Here is a 17,664-nt window from a genome sequence, read left to right as displayed (position 1 = left end):
CGAATAAATTCCTTTATTTTGAACAAAAATTGACTCTGAACTTCCCTTAAGAGAAATGAAAAAATCCGCACCCATTCTTTTCCTGTTTATCCTGTTTCAGGTTTTTTTTAATCCTGTAGCAAATGCACAGACTTTCAGAATCTTTGACAAGCCCATCCTATTTGATGAGGAAAGGGAAAGACTTTCGCTAGAATACCTAAAAAACAGGCATGGCATTGAAAAAGAAACCGCGACAATTGTTCCGACCATGGTCGTAGTGCATTGGACTGCAGTGTATTCCTTAGAATCGACTTTTGATGTTTTCAATCCTGTTCAACTTGGTGGCCGACCCGAACTGACCGCAGCGAGCAACCTCAATGTTTCTGCACATTTTTTGGTTGACCAAGACGGTACTATTTTCAGACTGCTTCCTGATACGACCTTTGCGAGGCATACTATCGGCCTGAATTATACTGCTATAGGAATCGAAAATATCGGAGGCCCGGATGCGCCTTTGACCAAAGCACAGGTCAAAGCCAATGCTGCTTTGATACGGTATCTCAATAAAAAATATAAACTTACCTACGTCATCGGTCACCATGAATATTATGCATTTCAGGGAACTCCTATCTGGAAAGAAACCGACCCGAATTACCTGACCCAAAAACAGGATCCAGGTCCAAAATTCATGAAAAGGTTGAGAAAAAAACTAGCTGACCTGAATTTCAAAAGCAATCCATAAACAATGAATCTCCCATTCAAATTGAATAAATATAAAATATTTTATTTCGCTTTCCTTCTTTCCTTGGTCATCGGGATACAATCCTGCAAGACAGTAAACCCTGTCGCAACCAATAAGACGAAACCAAATCCCCAAGTCACCGATACCTCGAAACCGAACGGAAGTAGCACCTATCCATCCAAAACAGTCACTGTCCCAAGTCCGCCTTCTTTTTACAAGCCTTTGGAAATTGAATTGGGACCGAGTCCGAGGGAATTTAGAGGAGTTTGGATAGCGACAGTAGCCAATATCGACTGGCCGACCTCTTCTACAGACCTTTATTCCAAGCAAAAAGAGGACTTTGTCAAGCTTCTTGATTATTATAAATCACTCAATTTCAATGCGGTGATTGTTCAGGTCAGAACAGCCGGCGACGCATTTTATCCATCCAAATTTTCCCCTTGGTCCAAATACCTGACAGGCAAGCAGGGCCAAAAGCCAAACACCATGGAGGATCCCCTTTCTTGGATGATTTTGGAATCGCACAAACGGGGATTGGAATTCCATGCGTGGTTTAATCCTTACCGGGCCACCATGACAATGGAAACCAAAGACCTCAGCCCAAACCATGATTTTGTCAAGCATCCCAATTGGATGATCAAGTACGCCACTAAATACTATTATAATCCCGGCCTGCCCGAAGTAAGGGCCCATTTGGTAGAAATAATCAAAGAAGTTGTCCAAAACTACAATATTGACGCCGTTCACTTTGACGACTATTTCTATCCTTATAAGGTTGAAAAAGAAGTTTTTAACGATGCTGCTTCCTTCAAGAAATATGGGAAGCCGGGACAAAAGCTCGATGATTGGCGAAGAGAAAATGTCAACCTTCTGGTCAAAGAAGTAAATGAAACCATCAAAACCGAAAAACCTTGGGTTCAATTCGGAATCAGTCCTTTTGGCGTCTGGAGAAACTTCGACAAAGACCCATCAGGATCCAAAACCAGGGCTGGACAGACCAACTTTGACGATCTCTATGCCGATGTCCTGACTTGGATGAAAAACGGTTGGATCGATTACCTCATTCCTCAATTGTATTGGAGCATGGATTACAACCTTGCATCACACCGTATTTTGTTGGACTGGTGGTCAAAAAACCACTACAACACCAAAATCTATATCGGGAACGGCCCCTACAAAATCAGGGACAATGCTGACAAAGCCTGGGAAAACCCGATGGAAATCTCCAATCAAGTAGGGCTTTCCAAGATCACTCCAAACATATCAGGCAACGCCTACTTTAGTGCCAAATCGATGTATGTGAAAAATAAGGACGTAGCCGATTTGTTGCACAAAAATCATTACCTCTTCCCAGCATTGCCACCGGATGTCCTTGCCAATCCTAGCGGCAATCCCATCGGTCAGTCTCCTACATTGATTCCGCATGGTGACGGATTTTCGTTTCAGTTTGAACGGGGGATACAGCCGGATTTCAGATTTGCTTTGATCAACACTGCTCCGACCCTATCCGATTTACAAAAGCGAAAGGAAAACGTTTCCTCCCAAAGAATTTATCTGGACGAAAGCAACAGGATGTTGCTACCTGTTCTAAATTCAATCAGCCAAAAGTTTGTTGCCATCAGTTTCTTGGACCGTTTTGGGAAAGAAACTAAACCGCAGGTTTTCGAAATTCAGGCTAACCCAAAAACCCAAAACCCATGAAAGACATGCTTGTCCGGTTGATGGAGCTCCCGGAAATTTCCGAAAAAGAACAGCAACTGGCGAAAGAGAATATCATTTTCCGAAAGCCTATTCCACCCGAAAAGTCATTTGTCAGGGATTGGGTTTTTGAACATTTTGGGATCTATTGGGCAAATGAAGTCGAGGCAGCCTTTACCCAACTTCCGGTAAATTGTTGGATTGCACAAAAGGGTAACGAGATTATGGGTTTTGCATGTTTCGAGGCTACAGCCAAGAATTTTTTTGGCCCCACCGGAACAATGGAAGCCTGGCGCGGAAAAGGAATAGGAAAAATCCTTTTGGTCAAAAGCTTGCAATCCTTGAAGGAAATGGGATATGCCTATGCCATCATTGGGGGTGTGGGTCCTGCAGATTTCTATAAAAATTCCGTTGGGGCAAGTATCATTGAAGGTTCTGAAATCAGCATATATCAAAATCTCCTTAGGAAGAAACCATGAACAAAACCATCAAAAACAACCCATGGTACTGGATTCCCCCACTCTACCTGACGGAAGGAATTCCCTATGTTTTGATCATTACAGTCTCTGTCATTATGTACAAAAAACTCGGGGTGGACAATTCTGACATCGGACTTTATACCAGTTTCCTTTATCTCCCTTGGGTCATCAAGCCCCTTTGGAGTCCATTAGTAGACCTTTATGGGACAAAGCGGCGATGGTTTTTGGCAATGCAACTGGTTTTGTCTTTTGCCTTTTTGTGCATAGGTCTCAGTGTACCTACAAGTCAATTCTTTGTGCTGACACTTGCTTTTTTCTGGTTGGCTTCATTTGCTTCTGCGACCAATGACATTGCATCGGACGGATTTTACCTTTTGGCATTGAAAGAAGAACAACAATCATTTTTTATCGGACTCAGAAGTACATTCTATCGGGTGGCCATGGTGACAGGGCAGGGATTATTTGTAATTGTTGCCGGATTATTAGAAGTCAAATACGGAGATAATACCAAAGCATGGTCTCTGACTATGGTGATGGTTGCGGGATTGATGTTTGTATTGACGCTGATCAACCTTTGGACGACTCCTAACATTGAAAAAAGTAGCAGTTATGTGAAAGAAGTGCAATTGACCTTTGGGAAAGTTTTCAGTTCTTTTTTTCAGAAAAAGGAAATCTGGGCAGCTTTGGCCTTTATCCTTTTTTATCGCTTGGGAGAATCCCAATTGGTAAAAATGGCCTCTCCTTTCCTTTTAGACAGCCGGCCGGAAGGAGGCCTCGGACTCAGCACCACGGATGTAGGTTTGATCTATGGAACATTTGGGATCATTGCGCTTTCTCTTGGAGGAATCATCGGAGGTGTGGTCATTTCTAAAGATGGCTTGGGCAAATGGATGTTGCCCATGATTTTAGCTTTGAACGTGCCCAATTTCTTTTACTATCTCCTGGCTTATTTCCAACCTGAATCCGCCTTTTGGGCAGGCGCTGTGGTAGTCGTGGAGCAATTGGGATATGGGTTTGGGTTTGCTGCCTTTATGATGTATTTAATCTACGTATCTGAAGGACCCTCCAAAACTTCCCATTATGCCATTGCGACAGGATTTATGGCATTGGGAATGATGCTTCCTGGAATGGCGAGCGGTTTTGTGCAGGAATGGTTGGGTTATGAAGGGTTTTTCCTTTGGGTAGTAGCAGCTGCGATTCCTGGAATTCTTTTGATCAGGTACGTGAAATTTCCGAAGGAATATGGGAAGAAAAAAGAAGGGATGAAGGATGAGGGTTGAAGGATGAAGTTGGAAGTAAGAAGTAAGAAGTAGTGAGGTGGAAGGCTGGTAAAAGGTTAGAGGTGAATGGTAAGAGGATTTGAGAGGTCGGAAAAAATCACTTTGATGGTTTCAGCAAAAACTTATCCTTGTCGCTTCGAACGTAGAGAGAAGTCTTTGGTAAGGATGAAGTTTGAAGATTGAAGGGATCGACAAACTCTTAGTAAAAAAGCCCAATTGAAGAAAAAATTTCTCCTTGTCACTTCGAACGCAGAGAGAAGTCTTTAGAATTAAAATTGAAATCGAAAAATTTTCTCAAAAATGACTTTAAAAGAAAAAATAGGGCAACTATTTTCGCCGGCGGCATTCATCCATGACACAGAGGAAAATTACATTGATATTGAGTCATTGATCAAAAACCAACATATCGGAGGCCTGACTTTTTTCCATAGCCGCCACAGCGCAGCTGCTAATTTTGAGAAAAGACAGGAAAAGCTGACTTATGAAAATACGCTTGAAAAACTCCGTGCGTTGATCGTGCGGTACCAATCCATTTCCAAACAACCACTTTTGATGAGCATTGATGCTGAGTTTGGGTTGGCGATGCGGATAGAAAATACGCCACAATATCCTTATGCCATTACTTTGGGGGCACTTTCCCTCGAACAGGAGGATTTGGTTTTTGAGACTGGTTACCGAATGGGAAAAGACCTAAAGCAAACCGGAATCCATCTGAATTTCGCCCCGGTTGCAGATATCAATACCAATCCCAAAAATCCTGTGATCGGATACAGGTCTTTTGGACCCAACAAAGAAAAGGTAAGCAGATTTGCTTTGGCCATGTATCGAGGTTTGGAAAAAGCCGGAATTGGCGCTTGCTACAAGCATTTTCCGGGACATGGAGACACAGACACTGATTCTCATCTTGGACTTCCTGTCATCAATAAAACCAAAGAGGAATTGATTGACGAGGAACTTTACCCTTTTACAAATGGAATCCAAGCTGGTATCGACATGATCATGGTGGGGCACTTGGCAGCACCTTCGCTTTCTAATGGGAAAAATATTCCCGCTTCGATATCCAAGGAAATCATCACTGATTTTTTGAAAGGTGAAATGGGATTCAAAGGAATCGTGGTATCCGATGCATTGAATATGAAAAGTGTTTCTGATCTTTTCCCCGAACCGGGACAATTGGAATGGGAAGCATTTAATGCAGGAAATGACTTCCTCTGTTTTTCGGAAAATGTAAAAGAAGGAATTGAAATGATTCTTAAGAATGGCTCTGAAGAAAAGATTTTGGAGAGTTTTCAAAAAGTGACCCAATTCAAGGAAAAACTTGGAATCTATTCTGATCATCTCCCTAAGGAAATCGGTTTCGATTGGTCAGGTAATCATGCATTCAATCACAAGCTTTCAATTCATTATATCACTGAAATTTCCAACCAAAACCCCCAAAATTCTCTCGATTTGTCGGATTCAAAGTTTGCCAAAGTCTCCTTGTTTCAAGGGAAAGAAAATGTTTTCTTTTCTGAATTGGACAAAGCCTTTTCCTCAGAATCTTTAGATTTGATTTCCTCTACTGGCCAAAACTGGGAAAGAATAAATGACTTTGAATCCTTATTGATTGCGATTTTTGTACCCTCGGCCAAGCCCGTTAATCATTTTGGGATAGACATGGACATGGTCAAAAAGCTGAATACACTAATTGAAAGTAAAAACTGTATTCTTTACTTGTTCGGATCTCCCCTTTCTTTAAATGAAATTGGCTCACAAGAAATATTTGACAAGATCACCTGTGCTTTTCAAAATTTTGTATCGGCCCAAAAAGCAGCTGCCCTCCACTTCCTTGGCAAAATAGAAGCAGAGGGCAGACTAGATTGATGAACTTAATTAATTTCTAGTCAAAATCTTAAATTGGTCCATCACCCTGTAAGTGGCTTTGGTAAGTTCGGTATTGACTTCGGGTGAAAAGAAATCAAAACTTGCCGGGGTATATCCCTGCCAAATGGTGTTTCCCCTTTTGTTATCGATTACAAAAATTACCAACATGCCTTTGTTTTCAGTGAATTTGACCTGATTGTAATTTTCATCTCTTTCCCTATTTTTTTTTTCTTCCTCCTCTGTCATTTCCACCTCAACACTTCTTCTTTCTACCCAATAATCGAAGTTAGGCTGTTCGTACCCACGGTATTTCACTTCATCCAAAAATACCTTATAATTGATCAGAATATCCGGCTTTTCCTCCTGTAATTTAAATCCCTGTGAACCTAGTCTGTTTGCAATCGTTTTTTCGATAGCCAAATGGTGGGTAGTTGTATCAGGGAATGGGTTATTTACAAAACTATAGGTTTTGTATTTTTTAAAATTTCCTGCATAATTAAAATCATAATCTGCAACATAATCCTTTTGGCTGAGGCATGCAGAAAAAATTAAAGCGAGGGAGGCGAAAATAAATGTTGATTTTTTCATAACTAACAACAATTCGAAGGTTTGAAATCGTTTAAAGATCTATGGAATTATTTCATTTTGGTAATCAAATTAAATCCAAATGAAAACTTCTTGTGAGGCGGGAATGTTTTGGTTATATAAAATTGATTATGAAGTGATTATAATTAATTTTATTGACCATCACAAGTAATTAATTGATTCATTTTTGGGATTTAGTATAAATCCTGAAAATATAATATTGAACAGTAATTAGAATATGGGAATATTTGTTGTTGGCGATGTACATGGGTGTCTCCATACTTTTTTAAACCTATTGGACCATTGGGATCCAAAGTCGGAAACTCTTGTACAATTGGGCGATTTGGTAGATAGAGGTGCGTTTTCACCAGCTGTGCTCCAACTGGCTTTTGAGTTGCAAATGAATTTTAAAAAAGAAGTCCATTTTATAAGAGGTAACCACGAGCAGTTGATGATCAATTATATGAAAGGCGAGGACAGGTTGGGACTATGGCTAAAAAATGGAGGAAACAAAACTCAAAGGCAATTTGAGGAAGCCCGGATAGATCCGGACAATTTCTCCACTTGGTTGACCGACTTGCCACTAATTTGGGAAAATGAACACGTGCAGGTAACACATGCGGGTTTTTCAGGTATTGGTGATCCGTATGATCAAAAGAATACTTATGGCCTATTGTGGAATAGGCAGCCACTCATAAATACCGGAAGACTTCAAATCATAGGACATACACCAAGGCGGGATGGAATTCCTTTGTATAACCCGGATTCAAATTCCTGGAATATCGACACAGGAGCGTATGGAGGTGTCTGCCTTACGGCAATCAGGCTCGAAGATGACGGGACTTATATAGAAACTATCTCCATTCCAACAGAAGCAATTGACCTTGCTTAATGATCAGGAGACTGCTTTTCCTTTTTTTAATCTAAAAATTCTATCCACACATTTAGGAATATCTTCTTCGTAATGACTCACATAAATCATCGAAACCGGAATCAATCCGCTTACCAAATCCACCGTTGCTCGGAATTTGATTCTTTGTAAGTCATCCATTCCCTGGGCAGCTTCATCTAAAATCAATAAATCAGGGTTTTTGATCAAAGCTCGAGCAAGCAATAAAAATCTTTGATTTTCCAATGACTGTTGACGCAGCAATTGGTTTGCTACAGTTTCGAGGTGAAATAATGCCAACCAATCCATTCCCAATTTTTCCTGCTCTGGGGAAACTTTCTTGAATAGACCCATTGTATCAAATAGGCCTGATAGAATTACTTTGATACAAGTCTGATTGGAAGGAAAAAAACGCGAAAGTTCAGGTGCTACGAATCCTATTTGTTTTTTGATATCCCAAATACTTTCCCCTGAGCCCCTTTTACGATCAAAAAGCCATATTTCATTTGCATAAGCTTGTGGATTTTCTCCCAATATCAAACTGAGCAGCGTTGATTTTCCTGCACCATTTTCTCCTTTTAACGCCCACTTCTCATTGGGAAGGATCGTCCAATTAATTTTATCGAGGATCAAGTTCTCACCATACTTAACAGAAACATTCTTGAATTCTAAGATTTTCTGACAAGGATTTTCTGATTTTTGTATCAAAAGCTTTGTTACTTGCTTATGGTCAATGGCATTTTCAATCTGTTTCGTTGGATAACTCTCGGTCACATTTTCCGCAATGCTATAATGGGCGATTTTTTTATCTGACAAAATAGCTACATGTGTGATACTTTCGGGAATTTCATCTTGGTGCGTACTCATCAGGACATGTATTCCGGAGGCAATGATAACAGCAAGCATTCTCCCAAAATCAGCTCTTATTTCATTGTCCAACCCAGTCAGTGGTTGATCCATCAAAAGTATTTTTGGATTCTTGATTAGCGCTGTCGCAAAAGACAATCTTCTTGTTTCTCCGTTGGAAAGTTTAATAAGCGACTTGTCCTTAAGGTGCTTCAGATCCATGAAGTTGATTACCCTTGGAAGATCCCATGGACCGGATACCTTCACTTCTAAACTTTTTAGATACTCTTCCACAGTCATGGCTTCTTCTGATTCCATGGAATTGAATCGCTGTTGGTAGTAGAAATTCTGAAGGTTGGATTTGTTCCGAAAAGTATATTGTTGAGAAACGGTGGCGATCAGATCCCTGAAAGAATTTACTTCTCCTGCTTTTGTCTTTTGTTCTTGGTATTGTTTTGAAAAAGGTCTTTCGACTTTTCCCGAAGTCACCATCGTTTTACCCAAAATAGTATCTATAAATGCAGTAAGCATAACACCCGATTTGCCCAAAATTGCCCACTGCTGACCGCTTTCCCATACAAAATCCAATCCTTCAAAAACCACCTTATCGAGTTGCCTGACCGTTGCGTTTTGGATAGAAATTAGAGTAGGCATAGAAGGAAGATGTGGGGGTTGTAATGGTTGTAATTGTTGTAATTGTTGTAGTGGCTTTCCAAAACTGCCTACTGTGACTGCTTACTGTGTCTATTAACCTAAATTTCTCATTGTTAACTTCTGCAACTGCCTATTGAGACTGTTAACTGTAAACTCTTGCTTCTTGCTCAAACTTTATTCTTACTATCCATGATGATCGTGACTGGCCCATCATTGACCAATGCCACTTTCATATCTGCGCCGAATTCTCCAGTTTGGATCGTCTTACCCAATTCCTTTTCCAAGTGATAGATAAACTTCTCATAAATCGGGATGGCAATATCAGGTTTTGAAGCCTTGATATAGGAAGGTCGGTTGCCTTTTTTGGTACTCGCATGGAGTGTAAACTGACTGATAAGCAAAATATCTCCCGAGACTTCAAGGATACTTTTATTCATCACGCCATCTTCATCCGGAAAAATTCTGAGGTTTACAATTTTCTTGCAAAGCCACTCGCTATCTTCTGCCCCATCTGCGTCCTCAATTCCCAACAAAACCATCAATCCCTTGGCGATTTGGCCCTTATTGATACCATCTATTTTGACGGATGACTCCGAAACCCTTTGAATCACTGCGATCATATCTCAAAACTCCTGCATTATTTTAGATGAGATGGTATCCACTTTTATGGATTTGGTTTGGTTGGCATGATTAATCATGGCTTTGGCGACTTGGTTGTCATTGATAGGCCTAAAGGATTTTCCAAGCTTCAGCCAGACCAATGGCTTTGTCAATATTTTGGCAACTTCTTCTCCAAACCGGAAATCTTTCCTATTGCCAACCAATAAAGATGGCTGAAACAAGCCCAGATATTCAAATGGAATCACCTTAAGATCTTCTTCTACTTGGCCTTTAACTTTATTGTAAAAGACAGAAGATTGGGAATTTGCTCCCATAGCGCTGACGTACATAAATTTACTCGCACCAAGTGCATGCGTCCATTTCGCAAAGCCCATTACAAAATCATGGTCTATTTCAAAGAATTTTTCTTTGGAACCAGCTATTTTGATGGTAGTACCGAGCGAACAAAAAGCATGCATTTCAATCGATTTTTTATTGATGGCATCCACAACAGGGAAAAATATCCCTCCAATGTCCTCTTCCCTCAGTTTGGATTCAATATCCCAGTTTTGGATTTTGCTGAAATCCCCTTCCACTTGGATCAACTTATTATGTTTCAACGCAAGCTTGCGCCTGCCTACAGAGATGAGGTAATCGTAAGAACTATCCTGAAGCAATTGGTGAAGCAGTTGCATGCCAATCAAACCCGAGGTACCTGCGAGAAATGCGATTTTTTTCATATCAGGTAAAGTACGTCCAAAAATATGAAATGCAAAAATGTTTAAGCTTGTGTCTTTTCCCAAAGTAAAAAGTCATCGATTTCATGCTTGACCGAATTGAAAACCGCCAAGATGACTGACAAATCATCTGTAAAACCCAAAAGCGGTATAAAATCCGGTATAATGTCAAGAGGCGAAATAAAGTACACCAATCCCAACACAATAAGCCCAAGTGTCTTAGAAGAGACCGTAAATTTGCCACTTCTATGAGCATGGATCATTCTTTTGAAAATCATGATCGGTTCTAACGCTGTTCTGACATTAGGATGGTTGGAAACCTGAGTGAGTCTTTCTCCCACATTTTTTAAGAGTTTCTGAAGTTTCCCATCTTCCCCGGCAATTTGGTTGGCTTTTTCAAGGTAAAGGAGTTTTGCTTTACCAAAAAAATCAACTGTTTTTTCTCTAAGTGATGCCATATTTATCAGAAGAATATTCGTATTTCAGACTTAACGGATTTCAAAGCCATTTGGATTGCATCATTTTTTTGGTCCAAAGTAAGTTGAAAAACACGCTTGGCAAGTTCAATACTTCGAGCATCCTCAGGCATATCCTGCATGGAGGTATTGATGATGGTCACGACACTCTCCACTGCACGTCGGACACTTTCCCAAGTTTCATCTGAAAAATAAACCTGCTGCGAAAGGTTATGGTTAAACTCCTCTCTTACTTCATGAAGCAATTGACTGTAAAATTCCCTTGCTGAATACTCAGGGTTGTTTATCCTTCTGACAAGGTTATTTGGAGTAATCCTTTCGAGTAAAAGACAAAGTCTTTCTCCTGCCTGAAGCCTTACAGGGAGAACTGTTTGGGTGTTTTGGGTTTTCAAATCCAGCAACATCTTCTCTCTTTCTTTTTGAAGAAAAGACATGATAGTCAGGTACATCCCATAAATAACCAACCCGGCAGGCAAAACAATTTTTAATAAATCTGCGAGATACGCCATAGAATTACAATTTTTTGTTCCGAATATCAGAAATTAATAGACGCAATAAAACTTTGCCAATTGATATTTTTAAAACCTAAATTTGAACTTCACCATCAAAAAGTGGATTTAATAATTATGTTGATCCCAATAAAAATAACTGAGAAAGCCCAATCCGAAATCAAGGATATCATTGCTAATAAAAACATCCCTACAGATTACGCTCTCCGTGTGGGTGTCAAAGGAGGTGGTTGTGGTGGCATGTCCTTCCTTTTAGGATTTGATAGACCTAAGGATGGAGATCAACAATTTGAGGTTGCAGGCATTCCTGTTTTGATTGAAAAAAAGCACTATATGTTCTTGATGGGCATGCAGGTAGATTTTTTCGAAGGAGATGAGGCTAGAGGCTTCACTTTTGTCAACCCTGATATTCCCAAAAGGCATGATATTGAAAGATAGTTTTTCCGAAAGAGTAAACTATATTCGGATTTTTAATGCATTAACCTGATCCTTCTCTTCACCTTTCAATTTCAAAGCCCTAATAATTCTATCAGGGGTAGGTTTGGCAATGGAAAAAAACAACAAAGTAATCGCGAAAGCGACGGTATACCCTGGATTACCAAATAAAAATAAACCCAAAGCAGCTATCAAGGCGGTGATAAACAAATACCAAAATCTCTTGAAGACAGCCTCGGAAAATGCATTCATTTTTCCGGCCATATCTTTATCGGAAGTTGAAATGATTTTAGTCTCCTTATGAAAAACAAAATATTGGGCTATTAAAAAAGTAAAGCCTATAGCCAATAAAAAATATTCCCAGAATTCAGACAATTGAGGGATTTCAAAAAAGAAAATCGGATTTTCAGAATTTAGGTAAACAAACCCAAAAAAAGGAATCGGAACAGCGATCATAATCAACACGTTCCGCTCCATTTTATCGTATATTTTTCTAATCTGGGTGATTTCCAAGGCTTTATTCGATAACAATTTTGATATCCGAACTTGCAGGCTTGGATGAACAGCATAATATATATCCTGCTGCAATTTCACTTTCACTCAGACCGGCATCCTCGATCATGTCGACCTTTCCTGATATCAATTTTCCCCTACAAGCTGTACAAAGGCCACTTTGACAGCTGTAAGGCATGTTTATGTCTTTGTCCAAACCTGCTTCTAAAATGGTTTTTCCGGCAGGTACTTCAAAAGAATAAGATTGACCTTCGACCGTGACTTCAATTTCCCGAGTGAGTTCAGGTGATAATTTTCCTTTGGATTTGAGATCTTCCTCCTTGGCATGGAGGTCAAGATAAAAACTTTCTTTATGAATAGTCTTTTTGTCAATTCCCATTTCAACCAATGCCGCAAATGCGGTATCCATCACCCCATCTGGCCCACAGACAAAAAATTTTGAGGCCTCCAATTCAGGATAATTGATTTCAGAAAGAATGGACTTAATCGTTTGGATATTCAATCTCCCTTTCAATCCTGTCCAGATGGAAGAGGGTTGACTGAGGTTGTGAACCACTTTTAATTTTCCTTCGTACTTTGCTTCAAGCTCTTCCCATTGTTTTTTGAAGATAATGTTCTCCTCGGACCGACTGGAATAGATGACCGTCACTTTGGAATCGGGTTCATTGACTAATACTGATTTGGTGATGCCCATGATCGGAGTAATGCCACTTCCACCGGCAATCATCACGAAATGGTTTTTATTTTTGGAATGAAAATCAGTAGTAAAATGTCCTAGCGGCTTCATGATCTCAATGGTTTTGCCGGGTCTGATCTGATCGTTCAGGTAGTTGGAAACAAGTCCATCTTTTACTTTTTTTACAGTGATTCCAGGATGGGGATCTGTGAAAGGCGAAGTACAAAGACTATAAGACCTTCTGACTTCCTTGCCACCCAAGTCTAATATCACAGTCAGGTATTGTCCCGGCTTGTAATCAAGGTATGGATCTGGTTGCTCAAAGTAAATGGTGACAGTATCTGTAGTTTCTTTTACAACTTCTCTTACCTTAAGAGACAAATAATCGTCGCCTCTTTTATTTTCTTCCTTTTTCTTCTTGAATAGATTAAACATTCCCAATTGCGTTATTCCAATTAAACCTTGAGCTAGGCTCAAAATTAATCTACGGTTTTATTTATTTACTTATCTGATTGAATAATATCTTGAGTAAGAACAAAAAAACTGAAAACAGGTTCGAATTCCCTGAAAGGAATTTGAAAAGAAAAAATTCGAAAGAGAATTATAATTTGGCAAAAGGCTTGGAAAATACTCATAGCGAAAATCCATTTGTTAAAATTTTACCAGACTATATCAGACTGATAACCTAAATTGCGGACCAATAATAAATGAACCTATATGGAATTGACACATCTGACAGCCGTGAGCTCTATTGACGGCAGATATGGTAACAAAACAGCACCACTTCGCTCCTACTTTTCAGAGTTTGCTTTAATCAAGTATAGGGTTCATGTCGAGATAGAATACTTCATCGCGCTGTGTGAACTTCCCCTTCCTCAGTTAAAAGATTTTGATAAATCCTTATATCCTGCTTTGAGAAATATCGTGTCTGAATTTCAGATTGCAGATGCAGAAACCATAAAAGAAACTGAGAAAATAACGAACCACGATGTCAAAGCGGTGGAATATTTCATTAAGGGAAGATTTGACAACCTGGGCCTCCAAGAATTCAAAGAATTCATCCATTTTGGTTTGACTTCTCAGGATATCAACAACACTGCTACGCCGCTGATGCTGAAATACGGACTCAATGATGTCATCTTGCCTTTACTTGGCCGCGTGGTATCAAAACTAGAGTTCCAAGCCAATGATTGGAAAGAAATCCCGATGCTAGCCAAAACCCATGGACAGCCAGCCTCTCCCACCCGATTGGGAAAAGAGATTAAGGTATTTGTTGTTCGTCTGGAAAAACAATTAGAGCTACTTGCCCAAGTTCCTTATTCAGCAAAGTTTGGTGGCGCAACAGGAAATCTGAATGCCCATTTTGTAGCTTATCCTGCCATAGACTGGAATAAATTTGCCGATGATTTCGTCTCAAATTATCTTGGCTTGGAAAGAAGCTATCCCACCACCCAGATTGAACATTATGACAATCTTGCTGCGCTTTTTGATGGGCTCAAAAGAATCAATACCATTTTGTTGGATCTTTCTAAAGATGTATGGCAATATGTGGCTATGAATTATTTCAAACAAAAGATAAAAGCAGGCGAAATCGGATCTTCTGCCATGCCACATAAAGTCAATCCTATTGATTTTGAAAACGCAGAAGGAAACCTTGGGATTGCTAATGCGTTGTTGGAGCATCTCGCAGCCAAACTTCCAATCAGTAGATTACAGCGCGATCTGACAGACAGTACTGTCTTAAGGGTAATTGGTGTTCCGTTGGGACATATGTTAATAGCCCTCGAGTCACTTGAAAAAGGGCTTGGCAAACTTGAACTCAATAAGGCTGCTATAAACACTGATCTGGAAGACAACTGGGCTGTGGTAGCAGAAGCCATTCAAACAATCCTACGTCGGGAAGGCTATCCAAAACCTTATGAGGCACTAAAAGAATTGACTCGCACAAACGAAAAAATCACAGAAAATTCCATCAAAAATTTTATTGGAACCCTGAATGTTTCTGAAGGTATCAAAACTGAACTTTATCAGATCAGTCCTTTTAATTTCACGGGGATTTATTAATTTTTGCTCATCCGGTCTTTTTATATGTTCCGACCATTGGGCATTCAAATTTCAATCTAAAATTATTCTATAAGTCATTTCATCCCAAATGTTCTTTTTGATTGGGGATAAAATGATATTTTCGCTCCAATAAAATATCAAGTTCGATGCAAAAAAGTATTTATTCACATCTAGGCAGTGATCTCCCCGCAGGATTAGTCGTCTTTCTTGTAGCCCTCCCACTTTGTCTCGGCATTGCCCTTGCATCAGGTGCCCCGTTATTTTCAGGTATTATTGCAGGAGTTATCGGTGGTATCGTAATTGGCTCATTATCAGGATCAAATACATCCGTGTCCGGACCGGCGGCAGGTCTCACTGTTATTGTCCTCAATGCCATTAGCGAACTTGGAAGTTTTGAAATTTTTCTTTCAGCGGTTGTTTTGGCTGGTATTATCCAGATTGTTTTTGGGGTTTTAAAGGCCGGGGTGATCGGGTATTATTTTCCCACTTCAGTGATCAAAGGAATGCTTGCCGGTATTGGTATCATTTTGATTATCAAACAAATCCCGTATGCATTTGGTGTAAATGATACCAAAGATTTAGAAAAATTCATACCCTTTGTAAATGATTGGGGTGCTGTGATGAGTCTGGGAAATTTGACGCAAACATTTGATATTGGTGCAATCATCATCTCAGCAGTTTCTATTGGCATATTGATTCTATGGGATCAGCATTTCATCAAAAAACTTGCCTTTACAAAACTGATTCCTGGTCCTTTGGTTGTGGTTCTGTTAGGAATAGGGCTTAATAAATATTTTAAATTTTTTGTTCCTACTCTGTATCTAGATTCAGAAGATAAAGTAATACTTCCAGTTATAGAATCTCTTGATGGCTTTTTCACCCTATTCACTTTACCGGATTTTTCACAGCTTGGAAACAGCGATGTTTGGCTTGCGGCTGTAACAATTGGGATAATTGCAAGTTTGGAAACCCTGTTGAGTTTGGAAGCTGCGGATAAAATTGATCCCCTCAAACGTGTTTCGCCACCTAACAGGGAACTTTTGGCACAGGGAGTGGGAAATGTAATCAATGGGTTTATTGGTGGCCTTCCTGTTACTGCTGTGATTGTTCGTAGTTCGGCCAATGTAACTGCGGGGAGCAAAACAAAGATTTCGGCGGTTTTCCACGGAATTTTGCTTTTTGCAAGTGTGATGTTTATCCCGGGCTTACTGAATTTAATCCCATTGGCATGTCTTGCTGCCATTTTGTTGATGGTAGGCTACAAGCTGACTAAAGTTTCATTGTTTCGGAATCAGGCTAGGCTGGGTTGGGACCAATTTCTCCCTTTTATCATCACGATTTTGGGAATCGTGCTCTTTGACTTATTAATAGGTATTGGACTGGGAATGGGAGTGGCTATGGTCTTTATTCTTTTGAGAAATTTCCAAAACTCTTATCTTTTAGATGAAAGAACAGAAGAATTGGATGGATCGATCAGGATTTTGCTTGCCGAGGAAGTAAGCTTCCTTAATAAAGGTGCGTTGATTAAGGCCCTTGATGATATCCCTGACGGTAAGCATGTTATAATTGATGGTTCTAACTCCAAAGTCATAGATTATGATGTCTTGGAAGTGATTGAAAATTTCAAGACAAATGCAGGTTCTCGAAACATCGAAGTGGACACCATTAAGATAAAATCGATAAAAGTCAGCGGGTTACATTGAGGGTAAAAAAATCTCTGCCATCATGCACCTAACGCTTCCACCTCCTATTTTTTCAATAGTTGGAATTTTGGGCACAATGATTTCTGTATATCTCTTGATGGTATTGATCTGAACCTCTCCGAGAGATTGGAATGCCGATTCAGACATGACAGTAAACTTTGTTCCCAATTTATTTTGAATTTCGAGCATATTACCTGCAAACTGGAATTTTTGTTTGGAAGTAATAGGAATCATTTTCTTTCCTGTCTTTTCCAGATATTCTTGGACTTTTAATTTTTCGGAAGCCAAAGAAATACTGTCAAGGCATACCACTGCTATTTCAGTCCCAATATGCATCATGACATTGGTATGGTATATCTGTGAAGATTCTCCACTTATCACCTGAACTGCATCAAAATCAACAATCTCAAATCCCATCAGTTTCCCAAAATATCCCAAGGGGGTATTATGTGTCCTTGGGGACCTACAAGCATAGGCTACTTTATTAATCCTGTCCAAAATCAAACTTCCTGTTCCTTCCAAAAATTGACCATTCTGCTCAAAAAATGTCAAGTCCACGATTTCGCTGATTTTGAAACCCTTTTGGATCAGTATCTCAATGATATCTTTTCTCCTTTCCAATCTTCTGTTTGGCGAAAACATCGGATAAAGAACCAATTTTCCATCGTCGTGGGTACTAAACCAGTTATTAGGAAAAACAGCATCCGTCTTTTTGGGTAAATCAGTGTCTTCAATAATTAAAACATCAACCCCTTTTTCCTGAAGCAAGGAAACAAAACCGTCAAACTCACGCCGCGCAATGGTCCTGATTTCAGCCAAATCCCGGTCATCCTTTTGCTGGTAGAAGTTGTTTTCTGCCGTTTCCGGATTAAACCCGAAATTTGCCGGCCTGACCATTAATATTTTGGAAGTAGTTTGATTTATCATAAGTTATGG

18 protein-coding genes are annotated in these 17,664 nt (G+C 39.7%); 9 read left to right on the top strand and 9 right to left on the bottom strand.

What is annotated here, in order from left to right; translation table 11 throughout:
- The first annotated feature begins 55 nt into the window (after positions 1-55).
- The 5 genes from M3O96_RS08545 to M3O96_RS08525 all read left to right on the top strand — a co-directional run bounded on the left by M3O96_RS08545 (position 56) and on the right by M3O96_RS08525 (position 6,041).
- Positions 56-721 carry an N-acetylmuramoyl-L-alanine amidase gene (locus M3O96_RS08545; RefSeq protein ID WP_249719921.1) on the top strand — a complete coding sequence of 222 codons (666 nt, stop codon included), beginning with the start codon at positions 56-58 and terminating at the stop codon, positions 719-721.
- Between the two features lie 3 nt (positions 722-724).
- Entirely contained in the window at positions 725-2,422 is a 1,698-nt protein-coding gene (locus M3O96_RS08540) for a glycoside hydrolase family 10-like protein (protein WP_249719920.1), read from the top strand.
- Positions 2,419-2,898, top strand: coding sequence for a GNAT family N-acetyltransferase (locus tag M3O96_RS08535; protein ID WP_249719919.1), 480 nt, complete (start codon positions 2,419-2,421; stop codon positions 2,896-2,898). The genes M3O96_RS08540 and M3O96_RS08535 overlap by 4 nt, the downstream gene beginning before the upstream one ends.
- Positions 2,895-4,178, top strand: coding sequence for an MFS transporter (locus tag M3O96_RS08530; protein ID WP_249719918.1), 1,284 nt, complete (start codon positions 2,895-2,897; stop codon positions 4,176-4,178). The genes M3O96_RS08535 and M3O96_RS08530 overlap by 4 nt, the downstream gene beginning before the upstream one ends.
- A 300-nt stretch (positions 4,179-4,478) precedes the next feature.
- Positions 4,479-6,041 carry a glycoside hydrolase family 3 protein gene (locus M3O96_RS08525; protein ID WP_249719917.1) on the top strand — a complete coding sequence of 521 codons (1,563 nt, stop codon included), beginning with the start codon at positions 4,479-4,481 and terminating at the stop codon, positions 6,039-6,041.
- Between the two features lie 9 nt (positions 6,042-6,050).
- Here the strand turns inward: M3O96_RS08525 and M3O96_RS08520 are convergent, their stop codons facing one another.
- The gene (locus M3O96_RS08520) at positions 6,051-6,629 is read right to left on the bottom strand and encodes a DUF4136 domain-containing protein (protein ID WP_249719916.1); all 579 of its coding nucleotides are present in this window, start codon (positions 6,627-6,629) and stop codon (positions 6,051-6,053) included.
- 235 nt (positions 6,630-6,864) lie between these two features.
- Here M3O96_RS08520 and M3O96_RS08515 point away from each other — a divergent pair, with 235 nt between their 5' ends.
- Positions 6,865-7,518 carry a metallophosphoesterase family protein gene (locus M3O96_RS08515; protein ID WP_249719915.1) on the top strand — a complete coding sequence of 218 codons (654 nt, stop codon included), beginning with the start codon at positions 6,865-6,867 and terminating at the stop codon, positions 7,516-7,518.
- A 3-nt stretch (positions 7,519-7,521) separates the two neighbouring features.
- On the opposite strand, the gene M3O96_RS08510 is transcribed toward M3O96_RS08515, so the two are convergent.
- The 5 genes from M3O96_RS08510 to M3O96_RS08490 form a co-directional block, all read right to left on the bottom strand.
- The gene (locus M3O96_RS08510) at positions 7,522-9,015 is read right to left on the bottom strand and encodes an ATP-binding cassette domain-containing protein (protein WP_249719914.1); all 1,494 of its coding nucleotides are present in this window, start codon (positions 9,013-9,015) and stop codon (positions 7,522-7,524) included.
- A gap of 167 nt (positions 9,016-9,182) precedes the next feature.
- Positions 9,183-9,635: a D-aminoacyl-tRNA deacylase gene (gene dtd, locus M3O96_RS08505; RefSeq protein ID WP_249719913.1), complete on the bottom strand. Its 453-nt coding sequence runs from the start codon at positions 9,633-9,635 to the stop codon at positions 9,183-9,185.
- Between the two features lie 3 nt (positions 9,636-9,638).
- The gene (locus tag M3O96_RS08500) at positions 9,639-10,355 is read right to left on the bottom strand and encodes a Rossmann-fold NAD(P)-binding domain-containing protein (protein WP_249719912.1); all 717 of its coding nucleotides are present in this window, start codon (positions 10,353-10,355) and stop codon (positions 9,639-9,641) included.
- 41 nt (positions 10,356-10,396) lie between these two features.
- A complete protein-coding gene (locus tag M3O96_RS08495; RefSeq protein WP_249719911.1) occupies positions 10,397-10,810 on the bottom strand; it encodes a YkvA family protein in 414 nt (137 codons plus the stop codon).
- A gap of 5 nt (positions 10,811-10,815) precedes the next feature.
- Positions 10,816-11,337 carry a DUF7935 family protein gene (locus M3O96_RS08490; protein ID WP_249719910.1) on the bottom strand — a complete coding sequence of 174 codons (522 nt, stop codon included), beginning with the start codon at positions 11,335-11,337 and terminating at the stop codon, positions 10,816-10,818.
- Between the two features lie 117 nt (positions 11,338-11,454).
- Here M3O96_RS08490 and M3O96_RS08485 point away from each other — a divergent pair, with 117 nt between their 5' ends.
- A complete protein-coding gene (locus M3O96_RS08485; RefSeq protein ID WP_249719909.1) occupies positions 11,455-11,775 on the top strand; it encodes a HesB/IscA family protein in 321 nt (106 codons plus the stop codon).
- 18 nt (positions 11,776-11,793) lie between these two features.
- Here the strand turns inward: M3O96_RS08485 and M3O96_RS08480 are convergent, their stop codons facing one another.
- Both M3O96_RS08480 and M3O96_RS08475 read right to left on the bottom strand, forming a co-directional pair.
- On the bottom strand, positions 11,794-12,249 hold the full coding sequence (locus M3O96_RS08480) for a hypothetical protein (RefSeq protein WP_249719908.1): 456 nt from the start codon (positions 12,247-12,249) through the stop codon (positions 11,794-11,796).
- Positions 12,250-12,289: 40 nt separating this feature from the next.
- The gene (locus M3O96_RS08475) at positions 12,290-13,396 is read right to left on the bottom strand and encodes a ferredoxin--NADP reductase (protein ID WP_249719907.1); all 1,107 of its coding nucleotides are present in this window, start codon (positions 13,394-13,396) and stop codon (positions 12,290-12,292) included.
- A 282-nt stretch (positions 13,397-13,678) separates the two neighbouring features.
- Between M3O96_RS08475 and purB the strand changes: the two genes are divergently transcribed.
- Positions 13,679-15,025 (top strand): adenylosuccinate lyase, encoded by a 1,347-nt coding sequence (purB, locus tag M3O96_RS08470; protein ID WP_249719906.1) that lies wholly within the window; start codon positions 13,679-13,681, stop codon positions 15,023-15,025.
- A gap of 146 nt (positions 15,026-15,171) precedes the next feature.
- Positions 15,172-16,728 carry a SulP family inorganic anion transporter gene (locus M3O96_RS08465; protein WP_249719905.1) on the top strand — a complete coding sequence of 519 codons (1,557 nt, stop codon included), beginning with the start codon at positions 15,172-15,174 and terminating at the stop codon, positions 16,726-16,728.
- On the opposite strand, the gene ctlX is transcribed toward M3O96_RS08465, so the two are convergent.
- Positions 16,720-17,655, bottom strand: coding sequence for a citrulline utilization hydrolase CtlX (ctlX, locus tag M3O96_RS08460; RefSeq protein WP_249719904.1), 936 nt, complete (start codon positions 17,653-17,655; stop codon positions 16,720-16,722). The two genes, M3O96_RS08465 and ctlX, sit on opposite strands and share 9 nt — an antisense overlap.
- Positions 17,656-17,664: the final 9 nt, after the last annotated feature.

The sequence above is a fragment of the Aquiflexum sp. TKW24L genome, assembly GCF_023502205.1.
Lineage (GTDB): Bacteria > Bacteroidota > Bacteroidia > Cytophagales > Cyclobacteriaceae > Cognataquiflexum.
This window is presented reverse-complemented; position numbering and strand designations above follow the sequence as displayed.